Genomic DNA, 21,068 nt, shown 5'->3' on the forward strand with positions numbered 1-21,068 from the left:
AATCGGTTTCAGACGGCATTTCTTATGGAATCAATATACTATTTGCGCGGGAATGATGCAGCTCGTGTGCTGCTTGTTGCGATTCGGCGTCAAAATAAAAACCCGGCTTTAAAAGAAAAAAGGCAGTCCTTCGGGGCTGCCTTTTCGGTTGGTATCACTCGACTACGATTTTGGGGAAGCGGCTGCTGAAGTCTTTGCCTTTGTCGGCAATGCTCAGGGCGATTTGGAATGCTGCATCGGTGTAGATTCGGGCGATGGTAGGGTGTTCGTCGAACAGTTGTGCCGCCGCCCCTCCGTCCATCGCTTCGCGTACGGGCAAACTTAAGGGAAGCTGTCCGAGTAGCGGGACATTGAGGCGTGCGGCCAAATCTTTGCCGCCGTCCGTGCCGAATAGTGCTTCGCTGTGTCCGCAGTTGGAGCAGATATGGACGGACATGTTTTCCAATACGCCCAAAATCGGAATGTTGACCTTGCGGAACATATCCACAGCTTTGCGCGCGTCTATCAGCGCGATGTCCTGCGGCGTCGTAACGATGACGGACCCGGTTACGGGGATGCGTTGGGACAGTGTGAGTTGGATGTCGCCCGTACCCGGAGGCAGGTCGATGAAAAGATAGTCCACTTCGTCCCACTCGCTTTGAAACATCAGTTGCTGCAATGCCTGACTGACCATCGGGCCGCGCCAGACGACGGCTTGGTCTGTGTCAACCAGAAAGCCGATGGACATGACTTGTATGCCGTTTGAAGATTCGACAGGAATCAGTTTTTGGTTTTTCTGGTCGGGTTTGCGGTCGTCCACACCCAACATGGTTGGTTGGCTCGGGCCGTAAAGGTCGGCATCGAGCACGCCGACGCGTGCGCCCATGCGCGCCATCGCGGTGGCAAGGTTGGCGGTGGTTGTTGATTTGCCCACGCCGCCTTTTCCCGATGCGACGGCAATGATGTTTTTCACACCTTTGATGGTGGTAACGCCGGGCTGGACTTTGTGTGTGCCGATTTCCGTGTCCATGGACAGATGGATGTGTGTGTCGCCTGTCAGCGGCATCAGGATTTCCTGTATGCGGTCGGCGGTTTCTGAGGCAATGTGCGCGACAGGGAAACCGAAATGCAGGGCGATATGGATGCCGTCTGAATGCTGTTCGACCGAGCGGACGGCCTTTTCGCTGCCGAGTGTGCGTACCGTATTCGGAATACTGACAGTTTCAAGGAGGGTGCGGATATTTTGTATATTCATGATGTGTGCCTCTGTTCGCAAGTTGGGTGAGAGGAAGATAGACGGAAAGTGTACATGATTTTGGGCAGTTTGCTTTTTTCTTGTGCGAACTTTTACACGATATGGGCCGGATTGTGAAAATCCGTTGCCAAAATATTCCATGCAAACAGCAGTCTGTAATTAAGTCTGTAAAAATTGCTTGACGGTGGGGAGAGGAGTTGTATAATGTACGACTTATCGGGTCGTTAGCTCAGTCGGTAGAGCAGCGGACTTTTAATCCGTTGGTCGAGCGTTCGAATCGCTCACGACCCACCAGATAGCCGAAAGCCAAGTTTTAAGACTTGGCTTTTTGTTTGCCTGTCAATCGCCGGCAACAGCGTTTTCGTACTGTTTGGAAGGTTGTATGAAGAAAAAACTGCTTTCGGGCATAAAATTTGCCGTTCAGACGGCATTGGTGTTTTTATTAGTGTCGCTGTGTCTGGATTGGATGCGTAAGCCTGACGAACCTGCCGGGGCGGCAGGGCGGCCTTTGACTTTGCTGTCGGGGCGTCAGCTGACTTTGGGACAGTTTAGCCGGGATAGGACGGTGCTGGTGTATTTTTGGGGGAGCTGGTGCGGCGTGTGCCGTTATCAGTCTCCGATAATCGATGATTTGGCGGCCGACGGTGTGCCGGTTGTCGGTGTAGCGATACGTTCCGGCAGTTCGACCGAAGTTTCTGCGTATATGAAAAAACGCGGATTGGGTTTTCCGAGCGTTAATGATGAGGACGGCGGTTTGGCACGGTCTTGGCAGATTAAGGCAACGCCGACTGTCATTTTGGTCAAAAATGGGAAAATAGTTCACTATACGACGGGAATCAGCAGTTATTGGGGCTTGCGCGCACGAATTTTTCAGGCGGATGTTTTAAGTTAGTTGTGTTCCCGTTAAACTTTTAGTCATATACGGAGTCAAACGGTGTACGCCTTGTACGGCGGATACGCCGGCGTTTGTTTTTTTTGGAAGAAAGTTCTTTCGACAGTAAATGTAATACTTTGTTGAGATTGTAGGGAAAATAGACTAAGATATAACTATTAAAATATTTTTAGATAGGATTATCGGAATTAAAGCCTTTTATACCCAAATGCCTGATACGGTTTATAGAGTATTGTTTCTATATGTTCGTTTTGTTATATAACGGTTGTATCGGAATGATACCTGAGGGCTTCACAGACGGTTTGAAAGTTTGATTTGCGATAACTCGGAGACTTTAATAATGCCTACCCAATCAAAACATGCGTCTATCAATATCGGTCTGATACAGGCAAGGGAAGCCTTGATGACACAGTTCAGACCCATTCTGAACCAGGCGAATATCACCGATCAGCAATGGCGGATTATCCGTCTTTTGGCGGAAAACGGTACATTGGATTTTCAGGATTTGGCCAATCAGGCGTGCATTCTGCGCCCCAGTCTGACCGGCATCCTGACCCGTCTTGAAAAAGCAGGTTTGGTTGTCCGCCTGAAACCTTCTAACGACCAACGCCGTGTTTTTTTGAAGCTGACTTCCGAAGGTGAAAGCCTGTATCAAGAAATCGGCGAAGAAGTGGATGAACGCTATGATGCCATCGAGGAAGTGTTGTCCCGCGAGAAAATGATGCTGCTTAAGGATTTGCTGACGGAACTTGCACAAATCGATGATTTGTTGAATTCGTAAAACGCGCAATGCGCGGAAACGTCCGACAGACGGTCTTGTTTACGAATCAGAGCTGCTGCACATGAGGGAGACCTTATGTGCAGCAGTCTTGCATATGGAAACAGATAAAGGGGTAATATGACGGATTTGCAGAAAGAATTTCAAACCTCATTCCGTGATGCGATGGCATCTTGCGCGGCAGGTGTTCATGTCATTACGACAGAGGGATCGGCAGGACGTTACGGCATCACGATGACTGCGGTTACACCGGTTACGGACGAGCCTCCGACCGTGATGCTGTGTATCAACCGTAAAGCCCGTATCATCCCGATACTGTCAGAAAACGGCAGCCTGTGCATCAATACGTTGGCAGACGAACATCAGGATGTGGCCGAACATTTTGCTGGATTGACCAATCTTTCGCCCGAAGAACGTTTTGCCTATCATATCTGGCATTATGGTAAAACCGGACAACCCGAAATAGAAGGGGCGTTGGCGCACCTGCACGGGCATATTGTCGGCCAACATGAAATCGGCACACATTTTGTGTTTTACGTCAGGCTCGACGAAATTAAAAATTGCGTGGGCAAACGTCCGGCGCTGCTTTATTTCAGACGGCAGTTTAGATCTTTAGACTGATATTCGGACAGATATATATGAAAGCGATGATACTGGCGGCAGGACGCGGCGAGCGTATGCGCCCTTTGACCGATACCACTCCGAAGCCGCTGCTTGATGTGGCGGGTAAGCCTCTAATCGGTTGGCACCTATGCCGTCTGAAGCAGGCAGGGTTTACAGAAGTAGTCATCAACCATGCGTGGTTGGGTCGGCAGATAGAAGATGTTTTGGGCGACGGCTCGTCATATGGTGTGAACATTGCCTATTCGCCCGAACCTGAAGGCGGCTTGGAAACCGCAGGCGGTATCGCACGGGCATTGCCGCTGTTGGGCGATGCCCCGTTTTTGGTTGTCAATGGCGATGTGCTGACCGATATTGATTTTGCAGCGGCGCACCGGAAGGCATCTCTCCTGCCCGAGCATATTTCCGCACATTTGTGGCTGGTGGAAAATCCCCCGCACCATCCCGACGGTGATTTTTTGCTGTTGCCGGACGGAAGCGTACAGTCGGAAGTATCCAGCGGCAACGGATTGACATTCAGCGGCGTGGGTATTTACCGTCCTGAAATGTTTGACGGAATTGAAGCGGGCAGTGTGGCGAAACTCGCGCCTGTATTGCGTGGCGAAATGCGGCAAAACCGGGTGAGCGGTCAGAAGCATACGGGTTTGTGGCTGGATGTCGGTACGGTAGACCGTCTGAAAGAGGCTCAAGCCGTTGCAGGGGCTTGGAAGTAAACGGAACGGGATGCGGATTTGCATCCCGTTTTCTTATTGCAGCCGTCTTAACTGATGCATTGCATCTTTAAAGGGTTTTCGGAACAGGTTGTGCGGAGGTATGTGTTGAGCATCAAAACCGGTTCAAGATAAGGCGGATTTGCTTCATGTTTGGTTATGCAGGATAAACAATGCCGTCTGAAACGGAAATCTGTTTCAGACGGCATTTTACCGATTCGGTCAGTTGCGGACTTCTCCGATTTTTTCTTTGTGTTTCAATACGGCGCGGTCAAGTTTGTCTGTCAGGGTGTCGATGGCGGCATACATGTCCTGACCGTCGGACTCGACGTGCAGGTCTTTACCGGCAAGGTGTACGTCTGCCTCGGCCTTATGGCCGGCTTTTTCCACAGACAGCGTTACAGTTATAGAAATGATGTCCGAAGCGTGGCGGTTGATGCGCTCCAGTTTCTTGGAAACGTGGTTTTTGATGGCTTCGGTGATGTCGAAATGCAGACCGGTGATTTTCAGATTCATGATACAGCTCCTTCGGTGGGTTCTGTCCGTCGGCGACGGAACGGAAAAACGGGTTGTAGCATTGTGTTGAAAAATTATTCTGCGGTTTTGCGTTTGTGTGCTGCCGGAATCTCAAGGGATTCTCTGTATTTGGCAATGGTGCGGCGGGAAACCTCCATGCCGCGGAAAGCCAGCAGGTTGGCGAGTGCCTCGTCAGAATAGGGCTTGCGTTTGTCTTCGCTGCCGACAAGCTGGGAGAGTGCGGCTTTAACGGCGTGTTGGCTGACGGCTTCTTTGCCTTCTTCCATTTGAACTGCCTGCGTGAAGAAATAGCGTAGCGCAAACACTCCGCGCGGGCAAGACAAATATTTTTGGTTGGCCGCGCGGGAAACGGTACTTTCTGCCACACCCAATTCGGCGGCGGCATCTTTCATCATCAGAGGGACGAGTCCGATTTCGCCAAAAGTGAAAAAGTCTGCCTGATGTTTAACGATGTATTCGGCAAGGAGGACGATGGTTGCTTTCCTCAATTCGAGAGAATCGATACGTTGTCTGGCTTCGCTGATTTTTTCCTTCCATTCGGGCGAGAGGCCTTCAGACGGCATCAGTTCGCAATATTCGCTGTTCATTTGCAGAGGAGGCAGGGAGTCTTCGTTGAAACTGACTGTCCAGCCGTCTTTACTTTCCTCAACCCAGACATCCGGGCGGATATACGGCGTGGGCGTGGACGAGGCAAAACCGGCGGCGGGAAAGGGATTGAGCGAAGCAATGAGGTCGAGTGCGGCTTCGAGTGTGCCGCTGTCGGTTTGGGGCAGGCGTTTTTTTATTCGCGCGAGGGTTTGGCTGCGGTTACCGTCAATGCTGTCGAGGGCGTTTCGGACGATATGCAGGGCGGCGTGTTTGGCAGCACATTCGCCCGATCTTTCTATCTGCAGTATCAGCGATTCGTTCAAATCAGCGGCGGCCACGCCTGCCGGGTCGAATTTTTTCAATGCGGTCAGGGCGTGTTTCAGCATTGCTTCATCCAACATCCATTCCAAGGGCGTATGGTCGAGGATGTCTTCAATGCTGTCGCTCAGATAACCCTGCTCGTCAAGGGAATCGATGAGGATGTGGACACAGGCGGATTCTTGATCGGAAAGCGGGTGTTCGCATACTTGCGCATGCAGGTATTGGTTGAAATCCTGTTCGCCGGCGATGTTGGACAGCATATCTTCGCCTTCGTCTCCGCCGATTTGACGGGCAGGCGCAGTGTAATGGCTGAACTCGGCATCGGAAAATTCATCCGTGTCTTTGCGTTCGAGCAGGGGGTTGTCCGACAGCCAGTTTTCGACCTCGCGTTCAAGTTCGATACCCGACATCTGCAATACGCGCAAAGATTGTTGCAGCCGCTGGTTGAGCTGCTGGGTCTGTTTGAGCTTTATTCCGAGTAACGTCATGATAATGCGTGAGAATTATTCTTTTGGCCTGTCGGCGGCAGATGATGCCAGGAAACATCATTATAAATGGTTTTATGTAGGGATTTTGATTCGTTTTGATAACAAAAAACAAACGAAAATGTAATCTTGATTGCTTATAACAATATTAAATCGATTTCATAGTTTTAATAGCGAAAATCTTGGCGTATAGTTGCATCCATAGTTTAAATAAAAGGAAAACAAAATGTCTATTCATGAAATCTATTGCAATCAAGAAACCAGTTATGAGTATGCTTTCCGCCAAATCGTGCTGTAAGCCGTTTGTCGTATCTTTTGATTAACCAAGGAAAAGGAACACGAGCTATGACTACCTCCAAATGCCCCGTAACCCATCTGACCATGAACAACGGCGCGCCTGTTGCCGACAATCAAAACAGCCTGACCGCCGGTCCGCGCGGCCCTCTGCTGGCGCAGGATTTGTGGCTGAATGAAAAACTCGCCGACTTCGTACGCGAAGTCATCCCCGAACGCCGTATGCACGCCAAAGGTTCGGGCGCGTTCGGTACGTTTACCGTAACACACGACATCACCAAATACACCCGCGCCAAAATCTTCAGCGAAGTCGGCAAAAAAACCGAGATGTTCGCCCGTTTCACCACCGTGGCAGGCGAACGCGGCGCAGCCGATGCGGAACGCGACATCCGCGGCTTTGCGCTGAAGTTCTATACCGAAGAAGGCAACTGGGATGTGGTCGGCAACAACACGCCCGTGTTCTTCCTGCGCGACCCGCGTAAGTTTCCCGACCTGAACAAAGCCGTCAAACGCGATCCGCGCACCAATATGCGCTCTGCCACAAACAACTGGGACTTCTGGACGCTGCTGCCTGAAGCGTTGCACCAAGTTACCATCGTCATGAGCGACCGCGGTATTCCCGCCAGCTACCGCCATATGCATGGCTTCGGTTCGCATACTTACAGCTTCTGGAACGAAGCGGGAGAACGTTTCTGGGTGAAATTCCATTTCCGCAGCCAACAAGGCATTAAAAACCTGACCAACGAAGAAGCTGCCAAAATCATTGCCGACGACCGTGAAAGCCATCAGCGCGACCTGTACGAAGCCATCGAGCGCGGCGAGTTTCCGAAATGGACGATGTACATCCAAGTCATGCCTGAAGCAGACGCGGAAAAAGTACCTTATCATCCGTTTGACTTGACCAAAGTTTGGCCGAAAAAAGACTATCCGCTGATTGAAGTGGGCGAATTCGAGTTGAACCGCAATCCCGAAAACTTCTTCGCCGATGTGGAACAATCCGCCTTCGCACCGAGCAACCTCGTTCCCGGTATCGGCGCCAGCCCCGATAAAATGCTGCAAGCGCGTTTGTTCAATTACGCCGACGCACAACGCTACCGTTTGGGCGTAAACTTCCGCCAAATCCCCGTCAATCGTCCGCGTTGCCCTGTTCACAGCAACCAGCGCGACGGCCAAGGCCGCGCCGACGGTAACTACGGCAGCCTGCCGCACTACGAACCCAACAGCTTCGGCCAATGGCAGCAACAACCCGACTTCGCCGAACCGCCTTTGAAAATCAACGGCGACGCGGCACACTGGGACTACCGCCAAGACGATGACGACTACTTCAGCCAACCGCGCGCCTTGTTCAACCTGATGAACGATACGCAGAAACAGGCTTTGTTCGGCAACACCGCCGCAGCCATGGGCGATGCGCCCGACTTCATCAAATACCGCCATATCCGCAACTGTTACCGTTGCGATCCGGCATACGGTGAAGGCGTAGCCAAAGCCCTCGGACTGACTGTCGAAGACGCACAAGCCGCCCGTGCGACCGACCCCGCACTGGGTCAGGCAGGTTTGCTGTAATTTGAAAGGAGCAGCCCATGTGGATGGAAATTGAAGAAATCCTGTCGCATGCGGTCCGATACCGTCAATAAGTATTGCACTTGAAATGCCGTCTGAATGTTTGTTTCAGCATTCAGACGGCATTTTTGCATTTTTTTGCTTTTGTTATAATCCGCCCTTTTTAAGGATGGGTGCGGTATGAGTCTTTACGCTTTGCTCTTGGTTGCGCTGGGAATGTCGATGGATGCGTTTGCCGTCGCATTGGCAAAGGGTGCGGCGGTCAGGATGCCTCTGCGCAAAATTGCAGCAACGGCCCTGGTGTTCGGCACGGTTGAAGCACTCACGCCGCTGGCAGGCTGGGTAGGCGGTTTTTATGCCAAGCCGTTTATCAGTGAATGGGACCATTGGGTGGCTTTTGTCCTGCTGGGCGGGCTGGGTCTGAAAATGATGCGAGAAGGGTTGTCCGGCGAGGCGGAGGACGCGCGGGAAACCAAACGGGAAAGCTGGTGGTTGACGGTTCTGACTGCTTTTGGAACCAGTATTGATTCTATGATAGTCGGGGTGGGCTTGGCGTTTATGGAGGTAAACATCGCCTTTGCCGCCGCCGTAATCGGTATGGCGACTACGGTGATGGTTACCATCGGGCTGACGGCGGGAAGGGCTTTTGGCGTACTGCTCGGCAGGCGTGCGGAATTTGCCGGAGGTTTGGTGTTGATTGCCATCGGTACATGGACGCTCTTGTCGCATTTGGGTTTGATTCAATGATGTCGGAAAATAAAATGCCGTCTGAAGCTTTGCCGGTTTCAGACGGCATTTTGTTAAACTTGATTCTCTATTGTTATTATTGTGTAAAGCTATTGAAAATAAAATATTGATTTTCCGCAAAGATGGCTAAAGGTGCGATAGGTACACTGAAAAAATAATCGGCAGAACAGGTTTGCCTGCCGGTTTGGACAATAATTTTAACCTACCATAAGGAATACACGATGTCTTTCAAACTCCGTTACCTCGCATCAGTATTGGCATTGTCTTCACTGTTGGCGGCATGCGGCGGTCAGGAAAAGTCTGCGGCAGGCGATGCTTCTCCTGCTTCCGAGACCGAAGCGGCTTCCCAAGTACAGGCCTCGGAAGCCGTTCCTTCCGCTTCATCGGCCTCGCCCGAAGACCAAGACCTTTTGAAACGCGCGCAAGGCGTATTCCAACCTCTGCCGACTGTCGAAGAAATGCAGAAAATCCGTCCGTTTACCGAAGAACAGGTCAAACTCGGACACCAACTCTGGTATGAACCGCGCCTTTCCAAAGGCAATACCGTAAGCTGCAACTCTTGCCACAACCTTGCTTCCGCCGGTGTGGACAATATGCCGACCAGTCAGGGACACAAAGGGCAGTTCGGCGGACGCAACTCGCCGACCGCATTGAATGCCGCGTTGCTGGGCAGCCAGTTTTGGGACGGACGTGCGGCTGACGTTGAAGAACAGGCGGGCGGGCCTTTGGTGAATCCGGTGGAAATGGCGAATGATTCGCAAGAGGCGGCGGCAGCCAAAATCGCCAAAGTTCCCGAATATCAAGAAATGTTTAAAAAAGCTTTTCCTGAAGACGGCGCGGTTTCGTTTAAAAACATCACTACCGCATTGGGTGCGTTTGAGCGTACCCTGCTGACGCCGACCAAATGGGACGAATACCTCAAAGGCAACGTCAACGCCCTGAGCGAACAGGAACGAAAAGGTGTGCGCGCGTTCATGGACAACGGCTGTATTGCCTGCCACAACGGTGTCAACCTTGGAGGCACGACCTTCCAGAAATTCGGTCTGGTCCAAGGGCCGTATTGGAAATTCATTGAAGACCCGAAACGCGACAAAGGCCGTGCTGACGTAACCAAAAAAACAGAAGACGAATTTTTCTTCCGTGTTCCGGGGTTGCGTAACGTGGCTAAAACTTATCCGTATTTCCACAACGGCAGCGTGTGGGAGTTGGATAAGGCAGTTACCATCATGGGTAAGGCGCAATTGGGTAAAGACATTCCGAAAGAAGATGTGGATAACATCGTCGTATTCCTGAATGCGCTTTCCGGCAATGTTTCCGAATCAGCGCGCACGATGCCGGAACTGCCCCTGACCGCACCGATGGAATCTAAGCCGGACAACAAATAATCCGGCCGGTACGCAGAAATGCCGTCTGAAACGGGAATCTGTTTCAGACGGCATTTTATTATTTCGTCGCGTCAGATATGCAGGGTATGCCGTAGGGTGGGCTTCAGCCAGCCGTTTCCATTAATCCAACCGCCTTATGCGTTTTTCACGAATGCGCGGCGTAGGCGACGGGATTGGTGGGTTGAAGCCTAATCCAATGGCTGCGTTGTGTAAGCCATGATGCATTTGGATAATTAATCAATATTCTGCGCTACCATTACCATCGGCTTTGGGGATTTGTACTTTAACATTACAATAATCAATAGCCTGTTTGGGTCGTATTCCCGAATCCGACAGTTTTAGATTATAAAAAGGCCGTCTGAAAAATTTTCAGACGGCCTTTTATAGTAAATTTCAAATAAAAACATCTTCGCCGTCATTCCCGCGCAGGCGGGAATCCAGACCTGTCGGTACAGAAACTTATCGGGCAAAACGGTTTCTTCAACTTTACGTTCTGGATTCCCGCCTGCGCGGGAATGACGATTCAGGCATTTTATATCGAATCCGCTATATTTTTACCTCAACCTTATCGTCAAGCCGCGTTGTCAAAGCCGCTGTGGCGCAGCAGTGCGTCTATGCTCGGTTCGCGTCCGCGGAAGGCTTTGAAGGATTCCGCCGCGCTGCGGGAGCCGCCGACGGCGAGGATTTCCTGCCAGAAGTGTTTGCCTGTGGCGGCGACGTCGTTGCTTTCTTCAAAGGCGGCGTAGGCGTCGGCGCTGAGGACTTCGGCCCATGCGTAGCTGTAATAGCCTGCGGAGTAGCCGCCGGCGAAGATGTGGCTGAAGCTCAAGGCGAAGCGGTTGTATTCGGGCGGTTGGATGACGGCGACTTCTTTGCGCACGCTGTCTAAAACCTGCGGCCAGTTTTTCAGACGGCCTTCGTCGTCTTCGCTGTAAATGGTCATGTCGAAGAGGGCGAACTCCATCTGGCGGACGAGGAACATGCCGCGTTGGAAGTTTTTGGCGGCGAGCATTTTGTCGAAGAGTTCTTTCGGCAGGGGCTCGCCGGTTTCTTCGTGGGCGGACATTTGTGCCAAGACGTCGTATTCCCAGACGAAGTTTTCCATAAACTGGCTGGGCAGCTCGACTGCGTCCCACTCGACGCCGTTGATGCCGGATACGCCCAGTTCGTCCACTTGGGTGAGCAGGTGGTGCAGGCCGTGGCCGGTTTCGTGGAAGAGGGTGAGGATTTCGTCATGGGAGAGGCGGGCTTCTTTGCCGCCGACGGGCGGGGTGAAGTTGCAGACGAGGTAGGCGGTGGGCAGTTGCAGCGTACCGTCGGCGAAGCGGCGGCGGCCTTTGTAGTCGTTCATCCACGCGCCGCCGCGTTTGCCTTCGCGGGCGTAGAGGTCCATATAGACGCCGCCTATGGTTTTGCCGTTTTGCTCCAGCTCGAAGTAGCGCACGTCTTTGTGCCAGACGGGAACGGTTTTTTCGGCGAATCCGATGCCGTAGAGTTTTTTGATTTGGGCGAACAGGCCTGCCAGAACTTTGCCGACGGGGAAGTATTTTTTGACTTCGGTTTCGCTGAATGCGTATTTGGCTTCGCGCAGTTTTTCGCTGGCGTAGCTCAAATCCCACGGCTGCGGGTCGGCGAGGTTCAGGCGATCGCGGGCGAAGGCTTTGACTTCGGCGAGGTCTTTTTCGGCGTAGGGTTTGGCGCGGCGGGCGAGGTCGTGCAGGAAGGTGAGGACTTGTTCGGGCGTATCCGCCATTTTGGTTGCCAGCGACAGCTCGGCGTAGTTTTTGAAGCCGAGCAGTTTGGCGGTTTGCAGGGCGTTTTCGAGCGTGCGGTCGATGTTGGCGGTGTTGTCGAATTTGCCGTCGTCTGAAAGTTCGCTGGCGCGGGTAACGTAGGCGCGGTAGATTTGTTCGCGCAGTTCGCGGTTGTCGGCGTATTGGATGACGGCGAGGTAGTGCGGAATCTGCAAACCGATTTTGTAGCCTGTTCTGCCTTCGCTTTGCGCGGCGGCGGCAAACATGGCGAGCGAGTCTTCGGGAATGCCGGCAAGCGGTGCGGCGTCGTCAAAGTAGAGGGCGAAGGCGTCGGTCGCGTCTAAGACGTTTTGCGAGAATTTGGCGGAGAGTTGCGCGCCTTCGGTTTGCAGTTGGGCCAGTTCTGCCTGCTGTTCGGGTGGCAATTCTGCGCCGCTGAGGACGAAATCGCGCAGGTCGTGGTTGAGCTTGGTTTTTTGTGCGGGAGAGAGGGTGTCGAATTCGGGGGAGTTTTTGATGGTTTTGAAGCGGTTGTACAGCTCGATGTCTTGTCCGATTTCGGTGAAGAAGACGGTGATTTCGGGCATCAGTTCGTTATAGACGGCGCGCAGTTCGGGCGTATCGACGACGGAGTTGAGATGCGATACCACGCCCCAAATCCTGCCGACGCGCTCGGTGATGCCGGTCAGACGCTCGACGGTGTTCGCCCAGTCGGTGTGCGTTTGTGCTTTGACTTCGGCAATCTGCGCGCGCGCTTCGGCGATGGCGGTTTGCAGGGCGGGTTTGATGTCGGCGGTTTGGATGGCGTCGAAACGGGGTTCTTCGCCCAAATGGAGCAATACGTTGTCGTTCATGTCGGGTTCCTTTGTGTGTTGTGCTTCAGACGGCATATCGGCAATATGCCGTCTGAAGCCGGAAATGGTGCCGGATGGGAAAAGTTAAAGTTCTTTATGGGCGGCATGTTGCGGCCGGGGATTCAACAGGCGGTATTGTACGCGCAAAAACTCATCCATGACGGCCTGTTGGATTTCCAGTCGCTTTGAAACGGGGGAGGCGAAACGGACAATGATGTGGTACACCTTGTCATCGTGCGGCACGCGGGTAACGCGCGGTCTGGCGGCGGGCGTAATAAACAGTTTTTCTGCCTGCACGTTTTCCAAATGCCGCTGGATGGCGGGTACGTAGGGAGTACACATCGGTTCGAGTACGGCTTTCAGACGGCATACGATTTCATCCGAATCCAAATGGATGGGTACGGGAATTTCTGCCGTATGGATAACATAGTCTCCCAAAATATTGTCGCGCCGGACAGAATGGTTCAGCAGGAGGCTGTTGGGGAACGACAGTGTCTTGCCCGAAAGCTGCCCGACCAGGGGATTCGGGCCGACCTGCATCATCAGGGTATTGAGGAGGTTGATGTCGACGACGCGTCCGCGTAAACCGTTGACTTCGATATAGTCGCCGACCGAGTACTGCTTTGTCGCCGACCGCAAAATACTGCCCGACAGGCACATAATCAGTTCTTTTGTTGCTACGACAACCGCCGCAGCCACCGCAAACATCGACAAAGCAAGCGTCTGAATCTGCGCGGCCCAGATTGCGGCGAGTCCGAACAGTACCAGCAACAGCGTTACATTGCGGCTGACCACCAAAAACCGCCGTTTGCTCTCTATGCTGAAATCCGGATGCCGTCTGAAGTGGACGTTCAGCAGGAGGGCGCGCGCCAGCAGCAAAGCCGTGACCATCGCCACGGATTCGATCGCCTCTCCGCGTATCGGGACGGCGTCGAGCCAGTTGTCCAGCATATTCCATATTTCCATTTCCGTGCCCCTGTCCGAAAAATATAGGACGTAGATTTTAGTGGCAAAAAAACGATTTTGCCACTTTACGGGAAAATCCCCGACCTGATGCCGGAGGAAGACGAACCGTTTCATCTTTCCCGTGCGGCACACTGATGAGAATAACGCTGAATAGGGCGGTAAAATCAGCTATAATGCACAACAATATATGCCGTAACAATCCGCCTTTCTCCAGGGCGCAGATTTTTACGGCGGCATTTGGCAATCTTTTCAAAATCCGGCAAGAAAAACCATGACTGAACAAAAACACGAAGAATACGGTGCCGACAGCATTCAGGTGCTCGAAGGCTTGGAAGCAGTACGCAAACGCCCCGGCATGTACATTGGCGACACGCAGGACGGCAGCGGCCTGCACCACATGGTGTTCGAAGTATTGGACAACGCCATCGACGAAGCACTGGCGGGACATTGCGATAAAATCACCGTAACCATCCATGCCGACAATTCCGTCAGCGTGGCCGACAACGGGCGCGGTATGCCCACCGGCATCCACCCGAAAGAAGGACGCTCCGCCGCCGAAGTCATCATGACTGTCTTGCACGCAGGTGGTAAATTCGACAACAACAGCTACAAAATCTCCGGCGGCCTGCACGGCGTAGGCGTGTCCGTCGTCAACGCGTTGTCCGACTGGGTCACGCTGACTATTTACCGCGACGGCAAAGAACACTTCGTCCGCTTCGTGCGCGGCGAAACCGAAGAGCCGTTGAAAGTTGTCGGTGATTCCGATAAAAAAGGCACGACCGTGCGCTTCCTCGCCAGTACGGAAACCTTCGGCAACGTCGAATACAGCTTCGATATCCTTGCCAAACGCATCCGCGAACTTTCCTTCCTGAACAACGGCGTGGACATCGAATTGACCGACGAGCGCGACGGCAAACACGAAAGCTTCGCCCTTTCCGGCGGAGTGGCGGGTTTCGTGCAATACATGAACCGCAAAAAAACGCCGTTGCACGAAAAAATCTTCTACGCGTTCGGCGAGAAAGACGGCATGAGCGTCGAATGCGCGATGCAGTGGAACGACAGCTACCAAGAAAGCGTGCAGTGCTTTACCAACAACATCCCTCAGCGCGACGGCGGTACGCACCTGACTGCATTGCGCCAAGTGATGACGCGCACCATCAACAGCTACATCGAAGCCAACGAAGTCGCCAAAAAAGCCAAAGTGGAAACCGCCGGCGACGATATGCGTGAAGGTTTGACCTGCGTGTTGTCCGTCAAACTGCCCGACCCCAAATTCTCATCGCAAACCAAAGACAAACTGGTTTCCAGCGAAATCGGCCCCGTCGTCAACGAAGTCATCAACCAAGCCCTGACCGACTTCCTCGAAGAAAACCCGACCGAAGCCAAAATCATCACCAGCAAAATCGTCGATGCCGCCCGCGCGCGCGAAGCCGCCCGCAAAGCCCGTGAAATCACCCGCCGCAAAGGCGTGATGGACGGCTTGGGGCTGCCCGGCAAACTTGCCGACTGCCAAGAAAAAGATCCTGCCTTGTCAGAACTTTATCTGGTCGAGGGCGATTCTGCAGGCGGTTCCGCCATGCAAGGCCGCGACCGCAAATTCCAAGCGATTTTGCCGCTTAAGGGCAAGATTTTGAACGTTGAAAAGGCGCGCTTTGAAAAAATGCTCGCCAGTCAGGAAGTAGCCGCTTTGATTACTGCGTTGGGCGCAGGTATCGGCAAGGAAGAATTCAATGCCGAGAAGCTGCGTTACCACCGCATCATTATCATGACCGATGCCGATGTGGACGGCGCGCATATCCGTACCCTGCTCCTGACCTTCTTCTACCGCCAAATGCCGGAACTGGTCGAGCGCGGCTACATCTATATCGCCCAGCCGCCTTTGTATAAAGCGAAATACGGCAAACAGGAACGTTACCTCAAGGATGAGTTGGAAAAAGACCAATGGCTGCTCGGACTCGCCTTGGAAAAAGCCAAAATCGTTTCAGACGGCAAAGTGCTGGAGGGGAAAGATTTGGAAAGCGCCGCCAAGCAGTTCCTGCTGGCAAAAACCGTTATCGGACAGGAAAGCCGCATCATCGATGATTTGGTGCTCAAGGCGATGCTGTATGCCGAACCCGTCGATTTATCTTCGGCAGATAGCACAGACCGCGCCATTGCCAATCTTTCCGCCTTGTTGGACGAAAAAGAAGTGGTGTTGGAACGCGTGGAAGGACACGAAGGCAACCGCTTCATCAAGATCACGCGCAAGCTGCACGGCAATGTGATGACCAGCTACCTCGAATCCAAATTTCTTAATAGCAAAGCCTATCAGACCATTGTTCAGACTGCCGCCGTGCTGAAAGGTTTGGTTGCAGCCGGTTCGACCTTATTTAAGGGCGAAACCGAATATCCTGTCGGCAGCTTTGAAGAAGCATTGGATATCCTGTTGCAAAACGTGCAAAAGGGTATGAGCATCCAGCGGTATAAAGGTTTGGGCGAGATGAACCCCGAACAGCTGTGGGAAACGACGATGGATCCGTCCGTGCGTCGCCTTCTGAAGGTACGCATTGAAGATGCCATTGCCGCCGACGAAGTGTTCGTTACCCTGATGGGCGACGAGGTCGAGCCGCGCCGTGCCTTTATCGAGAACAATGCGCTGATTGCCCAAAATATCGACGCATAAGTAAAAATTACAAAAGGAGACGGGCATCATGCCGCGTCTCCTTTTTGGTTTGTCAAACGGAACCCATGCCGTCTGAAAAAACCGTCGGAGTAAAATATGATCAGTATTTTTGATATTTTTAAAATCGGTATAGGTCCTTCCAGCTCGCATACCGTCGGCCCGATGAAGGCCGCCGCCGCCTTCGCCGCAGGTTTGGATGTGCAAACCGCCCGCATTGCTATCGACATTTACGGCTCGCTTGCACTGACAGGGCGAGGGCACGGTACGTTTGACGCGCTGATGCTCGGTTTGGAAGGCAGTCTGCCGCACGATATTCCGCTTGCCGACATTCCCGACCGCCTCGAGCGTATCCGCTCCCGGCATATCCTGCTGCTTAACGGAAATGAAATTGTGTTCGACCCCCGGCGCGATTTGCATATACGCGGCGACCAAGTGCTGCCAAAACATCCGAACGGCCTGCGTTTCACCGCCTATGCTTCAGACGGGGCAGTCTTGAAGGAGCAGGTTTATTATTCGGTCGGCGGCGGGTTTGTCGTTACAGAAGAAGATTTCGACCGGCAGGCGGAAACGGAAAAAACCGTTCCTTATCCTTACAACAGTTGTGCCGAGCTGCTTGCCCAATGCCGTCTGAACCAGCTGGATATTTCCGAAGCCGTGTTGGCAAACGAGGCTGCGCTTGCCGGATGCAGCGAAGCCGAAATCCGCCGCCGTGTTGCCGGTGTTGCCGAGGTTATGGAAGGCTGCATCAAGCGCGGTTTGGCGGCAGACGGCGAACTGCCCGGAGGATTGAACGTCCGCCGCCGCGCCCCGCAGCTTGCCGCCAAGCTTAAAGTCCTGCGCGAAACCGAAATCGTCAACACCCAGCTTTGGCCGATGGTGTACGCCATGGCGGTCAACGAAGAAAACGCCGCCGGCGGACGCGTCGTTACCGCGCCGACCAACGGCGCGGCAGGCATCATTCCCGCAGTATTGCACTATTTCCGCAAGTTTAATCCACACGCCACTCAGGAGCGTGTCGAGAATTTCCTGCTCACCGCAGGTGCCATCGGCATCCTGTATAAAACCAACGCCTCCATTTCCGGTGCGGATGTCGGTTGTCAGGGAGAAGTCGGCGTAGCGTGCTCGATGGCGGCGGGCGCATACGCCGAAGTTATCGGCGGTACGCCCAAACAAGTGGAAAACGCCGCCGAAATGGCGATGGAACACCATCTGGGTCTGACTTGCGACCCCGTCGGCGGACTGGTGCAAATCCCCTGCATCGAACGCAACGGCATAGCCGCCGAAAAAGCTCTTAAGCTTGCTACCCTGGCATTATTGGAAGACGGCACGGACAAGAAAGTCTCGCTCGACGAAGTCATCCAAACCATGTTGCAGACCGGTCGGGATATGAAGGCAACCTATAAAGAAACCTCGCTCGCCGGACTCGCCGCTACACTCCAGAAAAAAGCTATCCCCGTATCCGTGCGCGTGGTTGAGTGCTGAGGATAGACAGAAACGGAAATGCCGTCTGAAAACAGTTTTTCAGACGGCATTTTGTTTTTCAAATCCTGATAACTTGCCGGTCGATTTGCGCATCCGGAAAATGAGACAGCCAAGAGACATCGTCATCAGAACCCTTACTCAGGACAGAAATGTATCCGTTGGACTGAAGCTGTTTGATTGAGCGAGTCATAATCGAGACAGCTTCTTTCAGTGCCGATTCGGGATCGTCTTCATACACACAGCCGCTTTCATATAGGAAATTTGCCACATCGTCGAATGAACCCACTTTGTTTTTCCTGAAATACCGTTTCGTATATTCCGGAATGGCGGCAAGGCGTTCTTCCAGTGCAGGGCGTTCTTCCTGTGTTTTCGGTTTTTGTTCGCGGTCTGTTGAAGCATTGGGTGAGAAAGCCCAGCCGAGAAACATCAGAACGCCAAAGATTCCGACAATCCAGCCCCAAGACAGCCTCATCACATCGACAAATAGGTAATCCAATATTGAGAACAGTACGATGCAGATAAGCCCGAGAACAAGAAAAGGCCATATCTTTTTCAGTATGCCGATAATCAGGCAAAGTAGAAAGAAACCAAATATCAGTTCCAATTTTCAATCCTTTTTATGCTGTTCAAACGTCAGCAGTCCATTATTTCTGTGCTACAGGCTTTTCGACGGCAAACTTCATCTCGGTTTGTGCTTCCAATTCGCCGACAGCCTCGTCGTTCAGATAGATTTCCATGTCCATCACAGGGCTTTGCGTTTGTTTGCGTACCCATGAACCTTGGGTGTCTTTGTAATACAGGTCTGCCTGAAGCTGCATTTGGCGGTTGCCGACCACGCGCAGGAATGCATTGCCTGCCTGATAATTCAGGTTTTCGGTTTTCTCGGTTTTTAAAATAGTGTTGTCCAAAGTTGTGGAATGTGTAGCGAGAAAGTCGGCTAAAGACAGGCGTTGCGGCGCATATTCATTTTCTAAAGATTCTAGGAACTGACCGGCGACTTTGCGTCCTAATTCTTTGAGATCGCCCAATAAATCGGTATGTTGGGAGTTTTGTCTGTTTGGGTTTTGCATATCGGTTTCCTCGATTTCAGGTAAATTAGATGTTTTCCAAATGCAGCTCTTCGGCAACTTCATCGGTGATGTCCACCTCTCTGCCGCTGGAACGGTTTATTTTGGCAAGAATATCTGCGGGTATGTCTTTTTCTGAAATCTCACGGGTAATAACGGTTTCCTGCCATTGCCCGGTTTCCTTGCGCGAATAGAATTTCTGTATGGCAACATTTTTTGCAGCATACAAAGCACGGGCAACGCTGCCGGTTTGTAGGAAGGTTTTGAAACCGGCGATGGCGGATGGGATGACAATTTCCCGAATCTTCCTAATCGATTTGTTGACGAAATCTTTTATTTCATTCCAAAAAACACCGACGACGACTGCGCCGGCGAATAAAGCGGCACCAATCCAAATAAGTGGAATCATGATAGTTCTTCCTTGTTGAGTTTCTGTTTGACAAAGTTTTCGGAAACCTCATGGGTTTCGGTTTTGAGGATTCTTCCTGAGGAAACGTCGAATTTCTTGCCGGTATTGGCTTCCTTACCTTTGCGGATATTTTCGATTTTTTCCATCAGATTGTGATGGGTCACTTCATGTGCGCCTTCGTTTTTGGCGGCAAAGGCGGCAAGCAGGATGCTGTTGGCAATGTCCGAACCGCTTAATGTATCGGATTGTTTGGCGGCTTCAGGCAGATTGATGGAATGTGGGAGCTGTCCAGGAATATATTTTTCAAACAGTCGCAAACGTGTCTCCTCATCGGGTAAACCGAATTCGATGTGCATCAGGATGCGGCGCATAAAGGCAGGGTCGTAGTTGCTGATGAAGTTGGTCGCAAAGAGGATGGTATCGTTGTAGTCGTTCATCAGGGTCAGCATGACGGAACGGGTTTGATTGACGCTGGTGTCGGTCGCACTGGTCATATTGGTGACGCGGCGGCTCAAAATGGCATCTGCTTCGTCGAAAAACAAAATGGCGTTGTTGGCTTTGGCAAACTCAAACGCGGCTTGGATGTTTTTCGGTGTTTCACCGACATATTTTGACTCGATGTCACCATAATTGACCAAAACCAGCGGGCGGTTGAGACGGTTGGCAATGGCGTGTGCCGCCATGGTTTTACCTGTGCCAGGTTCGCCGTAGAGGTTGATAATCATCTTATTGTCGTATTTGTGGGTGTGTTTGAAACCCCATTGTTCAAATACGGCAGTCTGGTGTTCGCGCAGGCTGATGGCGCGGTTTAGCTCGTTGAGCGTATGGGTGGGTAGTATCAGGTCGGAAAGACTGTAAACCGGGCGACTCAAATCAAAAGTAATAGTACTTTTTTTGGGCGGCGTACCTTCTGATTTCGATGTATTGGGAACGATAGGCATCGTGAAAACCTGTTGAAAATGGGACGGCAGCCATTCTATTTTTTTTTTTTTTCAATGGGTTATTTTGTTTTTAATGGAAGTGTATGTATATAAAAGAAATTGACTATTTTTTAAAAGGCAAAACAAACGGAAAAATGCCGTCTGAAAACAGTTTTTCAGACGGCATTTCATTTATTTCTTGTGGGTTTACCGTTTCAGAGCCAGAGTCAACACACCTGCGGTTACCAAACCTAAGCCTATCCACTCCTGCGTGCTTGGGCGTTCGTCTAAGAAAACGACGGCCATCAGGGCGACCAAGACCAGGCTGAATTTGTCGACGGGGGCGACTTGCGAGGCGTTACCCAGTTGCAGGGCTTTAAAATAGGCGAGCCAAGATGCGCCGGTAGCAAGGCCGGATAGGATGAGGAATGTCCAGTTGCGCCCCGTAAAGCCGTTCACGCCCTGCCATTTGCCGGTGTAGGTTAAAAACAGTACCAAAGCGGCGAGGATGACCAAGGTGCGGATAAAGGTGGCGAAATCCGAATCTATACCCTGTAAACCCATTTTGGCGAAGATGGCGGTCAATGAGGCGAAGCCTGCCGATGCCAATGCCCAAAACAGCCATGCGTTGCTGCTCATGTTTTATTCCCTTGTTTCAAATTGTTGACAATATGAATCCGCTTGTTGATGAAATATCAAAATTTTCACTGCGGTTTGTCTTTGGAAAACGTTATAATAGAACGAATATTCTTTTTCTTCCAGCCGTCTTTAGTGTATTGTTTCAGACGGCCTTTCCCTC

At 52.1% G+C, this 21,068-nt stretch carries 19 protein-coding genes and 1 tRNA gene; 10 read left to right on the forward strand and 10 right to left on the reverse strand.

All coding sequences use genetic code 11. The features are described from left to right. Nucleotides 1-154: 154 nt before the first annotated feature. On the reverse strand, nucleotides 155-1,234 hold the full coding sequence (gene apbC / locus BBW69_RS04130) for an iron-sulfur cluster carrier protein ApbC (RefSeq protein WP_188210504.1): 1,080 nt from the start codon (nucleotides 1,232-1,234) through the stop codon (nucleotides 155-157). A gap of 218 nt (nucleotides 1,235-1,452) precedes the next feature. Here apbC and BBW69_RS04135 point away from each other — a divergent pair. The 5 genes from BBW69_RS04135 (at nucleotide 1,453) to murU (ending at nucleotide 4,238) form a co-directional block, all read left to right on the forward strand. After that, nucleotides 1,453-1,528 (forward strand) — tRNA-Lys (locus tag BBW69_RS04135). An 88-nt stretch (nucleotides 1,529-1,616) separates the two neighbouring features. Next, nucleotides 1,617-2,126: a protein disulfide oxidoreductase gene (locus BBW69_RS04140; protein WP_188210505.1), complete on the forward strand. Its 510-nt coding sequence runs from the start codon at nucleotides 1,617-1,619 to the stop codon at nucleotides 2,124-2,126. 340 nt (nucleotides 2,127-2,466) lie between these two features. Then, nucleotides 2,467-2,907, forward strand: a complete 441-nt coding sequence (hpaR, locus tag BBW69_RS04145) for a homoprotocatechuate degradation operon regulator HpaR (protein ID WP_107860288.1) — start codon at nucleotides 2,467-2,469, stop codon at nucleotides 2,905-2,907. Between the two features lie 117 nt (nucleotides 2,908-3,024). Next, complete coding sequence (hpaC, locus tag BBW69_RS04150) at nucleotides 3,025-3,525, forward strand: 4-hydroxyphenylacetate 3-monooxygenase, reductase component (RefSeq protein ID WP_188210506.1); 501 nt, start codon at nucleotides 3,025-3,027, stop codon at nucleotides 3,523-3,525. A 17-nt stretch (nucleotides 3,526-3,542) separates the two neighbouring features. Next, nucleotides 3,543-4,238, forward strand: a complete 696-nt coding sequence (murU, locus tag BBW69_RS04155) for an N-acetylmuramate alpha-1-phosphate uridylyltransferase MurU (protein WP_188210507.1) — start codon at nucleotides 3,543-3,545, stop codon at nucleotides 4,236-4,238. A gap of 219 nt (nucleotides 4,239-4,457) precedes the next feature. Here murU and hpf read toward each other — a convergent pair whose 3' ends face one another. Together hpf and rpoN are read right to left on the reverse strand one after the other, a co-directional pair. Continuing rightward, the gene (hpf, locus tag BBW69_RS04160; RefSeq protein ID WP_107860148.1) at nucleotides 4,458-4,751 is read right to left on the reverse strand and encodes a ribosome hibernation-promoting factor, HPF/YfiA family; all 294 of its coding nucleotides are present in this window, start codon (nucleotides 4,749-4,751) and stop codon (nucleotides 4,458-4,460) included. A gap of 74 nt (nucleotides 4,752-4,825) precedes the next feature. Next, nucleotides 4,826-6,169: an RNA polymerase factor sigma-54 gene (gene rpoN, locus BBW69_RS04165; RefSeq protein ID WP_188210508.1), complete on the reverse strand. Its 1,344-nt coding sequence runs from the start codon at nucleotides 6,167-6,169 to the stop codon at nucleotides 4,826-4,828. Between the two features lie 342 nt (nucleotides 6,170-6,511). On the opposite strand from rpoN, the gene katA reads away from it, so the two are divergent. The 3 genes from katA to BBW69_RS04180 all read left to right on the forward strand — a co-directional run bounded on the left by katA (nucleotide 6,512) and on the right by BBW69_RS04180 (nucleotide 10,155). Next, nucleotides 6,512-8,026 carry a catalase KatA gene (gene katA / locus BBW69_RS04170; protein ID WP_002250995.1) on the forward strand — a complete coding sequence of 505 codons (1,515 nt, stop codon included), beginning with the start codon at nucleotides 6,512-6,514 and terminating at the stop codon, nucleotides 8,024-8,026. Nucleotides 8,027-8,203: 177 nt separating this feature from the next. After that, the gene (locus BBW69_RS04175; protein ID WP_188210509.1) at nucleotides 8,204-8,770 is read left to right on the forward strand and encodes a manganese efflux pump MntP family protein; all 567 of its coding nucleotides are present in this window, start codon (nucleotides 8,204-8,206) and stop codon (nucleotides 8,768-8,770) included. Nucleotides 8,771-8,991: 221 nt separating this feature from the next. Then, a complete protein-coding gene (locus tag BBW69_RS04180) occupies nucleotides 8,992-10,155 on the forward strand; it encodes a cytochrome-c peroxidase (protein WP_003705279.1) in 1,164 nt (387 codons plus the stop codon). Between the two features lie 571 nt (nucleotides 10,156-10,726). Here the strand turns inward: BBW69_RS04180 and BBW69_RS04185 are convergent. Further along, nucleotides 10,727-12,763: a M3 family metallopeptidase gene (locus BBW69_RS04185; RefSeq protein ID WP_188210629.1), complete on the reverse strand. Its 2,037-nt coding sequence runs from the start codon at nucleotides 12,761-12,763 to the stop codon at nucleotides 10,727-10,729. Between the two features lie 84 nt (nucleotides 12,764-12,847). Further along, nucleotides 12,848-13,729 (reverse strand): mechanosensitive ion channel family protein, encoded by an 882-nt coding sequence (locus BBW69_RS04190; RefSeq protein WP_188210510.1) that lies wholly within the window; start codon nucleotides 13,727-13,729, stop codon nucleotides 12,848-12,850. A gap of 271 nt (nucleotides 13,730-14,000) precedes the next feature. Between BBW69_RS04190 and gyrB the strand changes: the two genes are divergently transcribed. Both gyrB and BBW69_RS04200 read left to right on the forward strand, forming a co-directional pair. Continuing rightward, complete coding sequence (gene gyrB, locus BBW69_RS04195; RefSeq protein ID WP_107997079.1) at nucleotides 14,001-16,391, forward strand: DNA topoisomerase (ATP-hydrolyzing) subunit B; 2,391 nt, start codon at nucleotides 14,001-14,003, stop codon at nucleotides 16,389-16,391. 96 nt (nucleotides 16,392-16,487) lie between these two features. Continuing rightward, nucleotides 16,488-17,873 carry an L-serine ammonia-lyase gene (locus BBW69_RS04200; RefSeq protein ID WP_188210511.1) on the forward strand — a complete coding sequence of 462 codons (1,386 nt, stop codon included), beginning with the start codon at nucleotides 16,488-16,490 and terminating at the stop codon, nucleotides 17,871-17,873. Between the two features lie 58 nt (nucleotides 17,874-17,931). On the opposite strand, the gene BBW69_RS04205 is transcribed toward BBW69_RS04200, so the two are convergent. The 5 genes from BBW69_RS04205 to BBW69_RS04225 form a co-directional block, all read right to left on the reverse strand. Beyond that, a complete protein-coding gene (locus tag BBW69_RS04205) occupies nucleotides 17,932-18,477 on the reverse strand; it encodes a hypothetical protein (protein ID WP_188210512.1) in 546 nt (181 codons plus the stop codon). 40 nt (nucleotides 18,478-18,517) lie between these two features. After that, nucleotides 18,518-18,943 carry a hypothetical protein gene (locus BBW69_RS04210; protein ID WP_107860159.1) on the reverse strand — a complete coding sequence of 142 codons (426 nt, stop codon included), beginning with the start codon at nucleotides 18,941-18,943 and terminating at the stop codon, nucleotides 18,518-18,520. A gap of 25 nt (nucleotides 18,944-18,968) precedes the next feature. Continuing rightward, the gene (locus BBW69_RS04215; RefSeq protein ID WP_107860160.1) at nucleotides 18,969-19,349 is read right to left on the reverse strand and encodes a hypothetical protein; all 381 of its coding nucleotides are present in this window, start codon (nucleotides 19,347-19,349) and stop codon (nucleotides 18,969-18,971) included. After that, the gene (locus tag BBW69_RS04220; RefSeq protein ID WP_188210513.1) at nucleotides 19,346-20,290 is read right to left on the reverse strand and encodes an ATP-binding protein; all 945 of its coding nucleotides are present in this window, start codon (nucleotides 20,288-20,290) and stop codon (nucleotides 19,346-19,348) included. Before BBW69_RS04220 ends, BBW69_RS04215 begins: the two co-directional genes overlap by 4 nt. 186 nt (nucleotides 20,291-20,476) lie before the next feature. After that, complete coding sequence (locus tag BBW69_RS04225) at nucleotides 20,477-20,908, reverse strand: EamA family transporter (protein ID WP_003680126.1); 432 nt, start codon at nucleotides 20,906-20,908, stop codon at nucleotides 20,477-20,479. Between the last annotated feature and the right edge of the window lie 160 nt (nucleotides 20,909-21,068).

The sequence above is a fragment of the Neisseria sp. RH3002v2f genome (genome assembly GCF_014596375.1).
In the GTDB taxonomy this organism is placed as follows: Bacteria; Pseudomonadota; Gammaproteobacteria; order Burkholderiales; family Neisseriaceae; genus Neisseria; species Neisseria cinerea.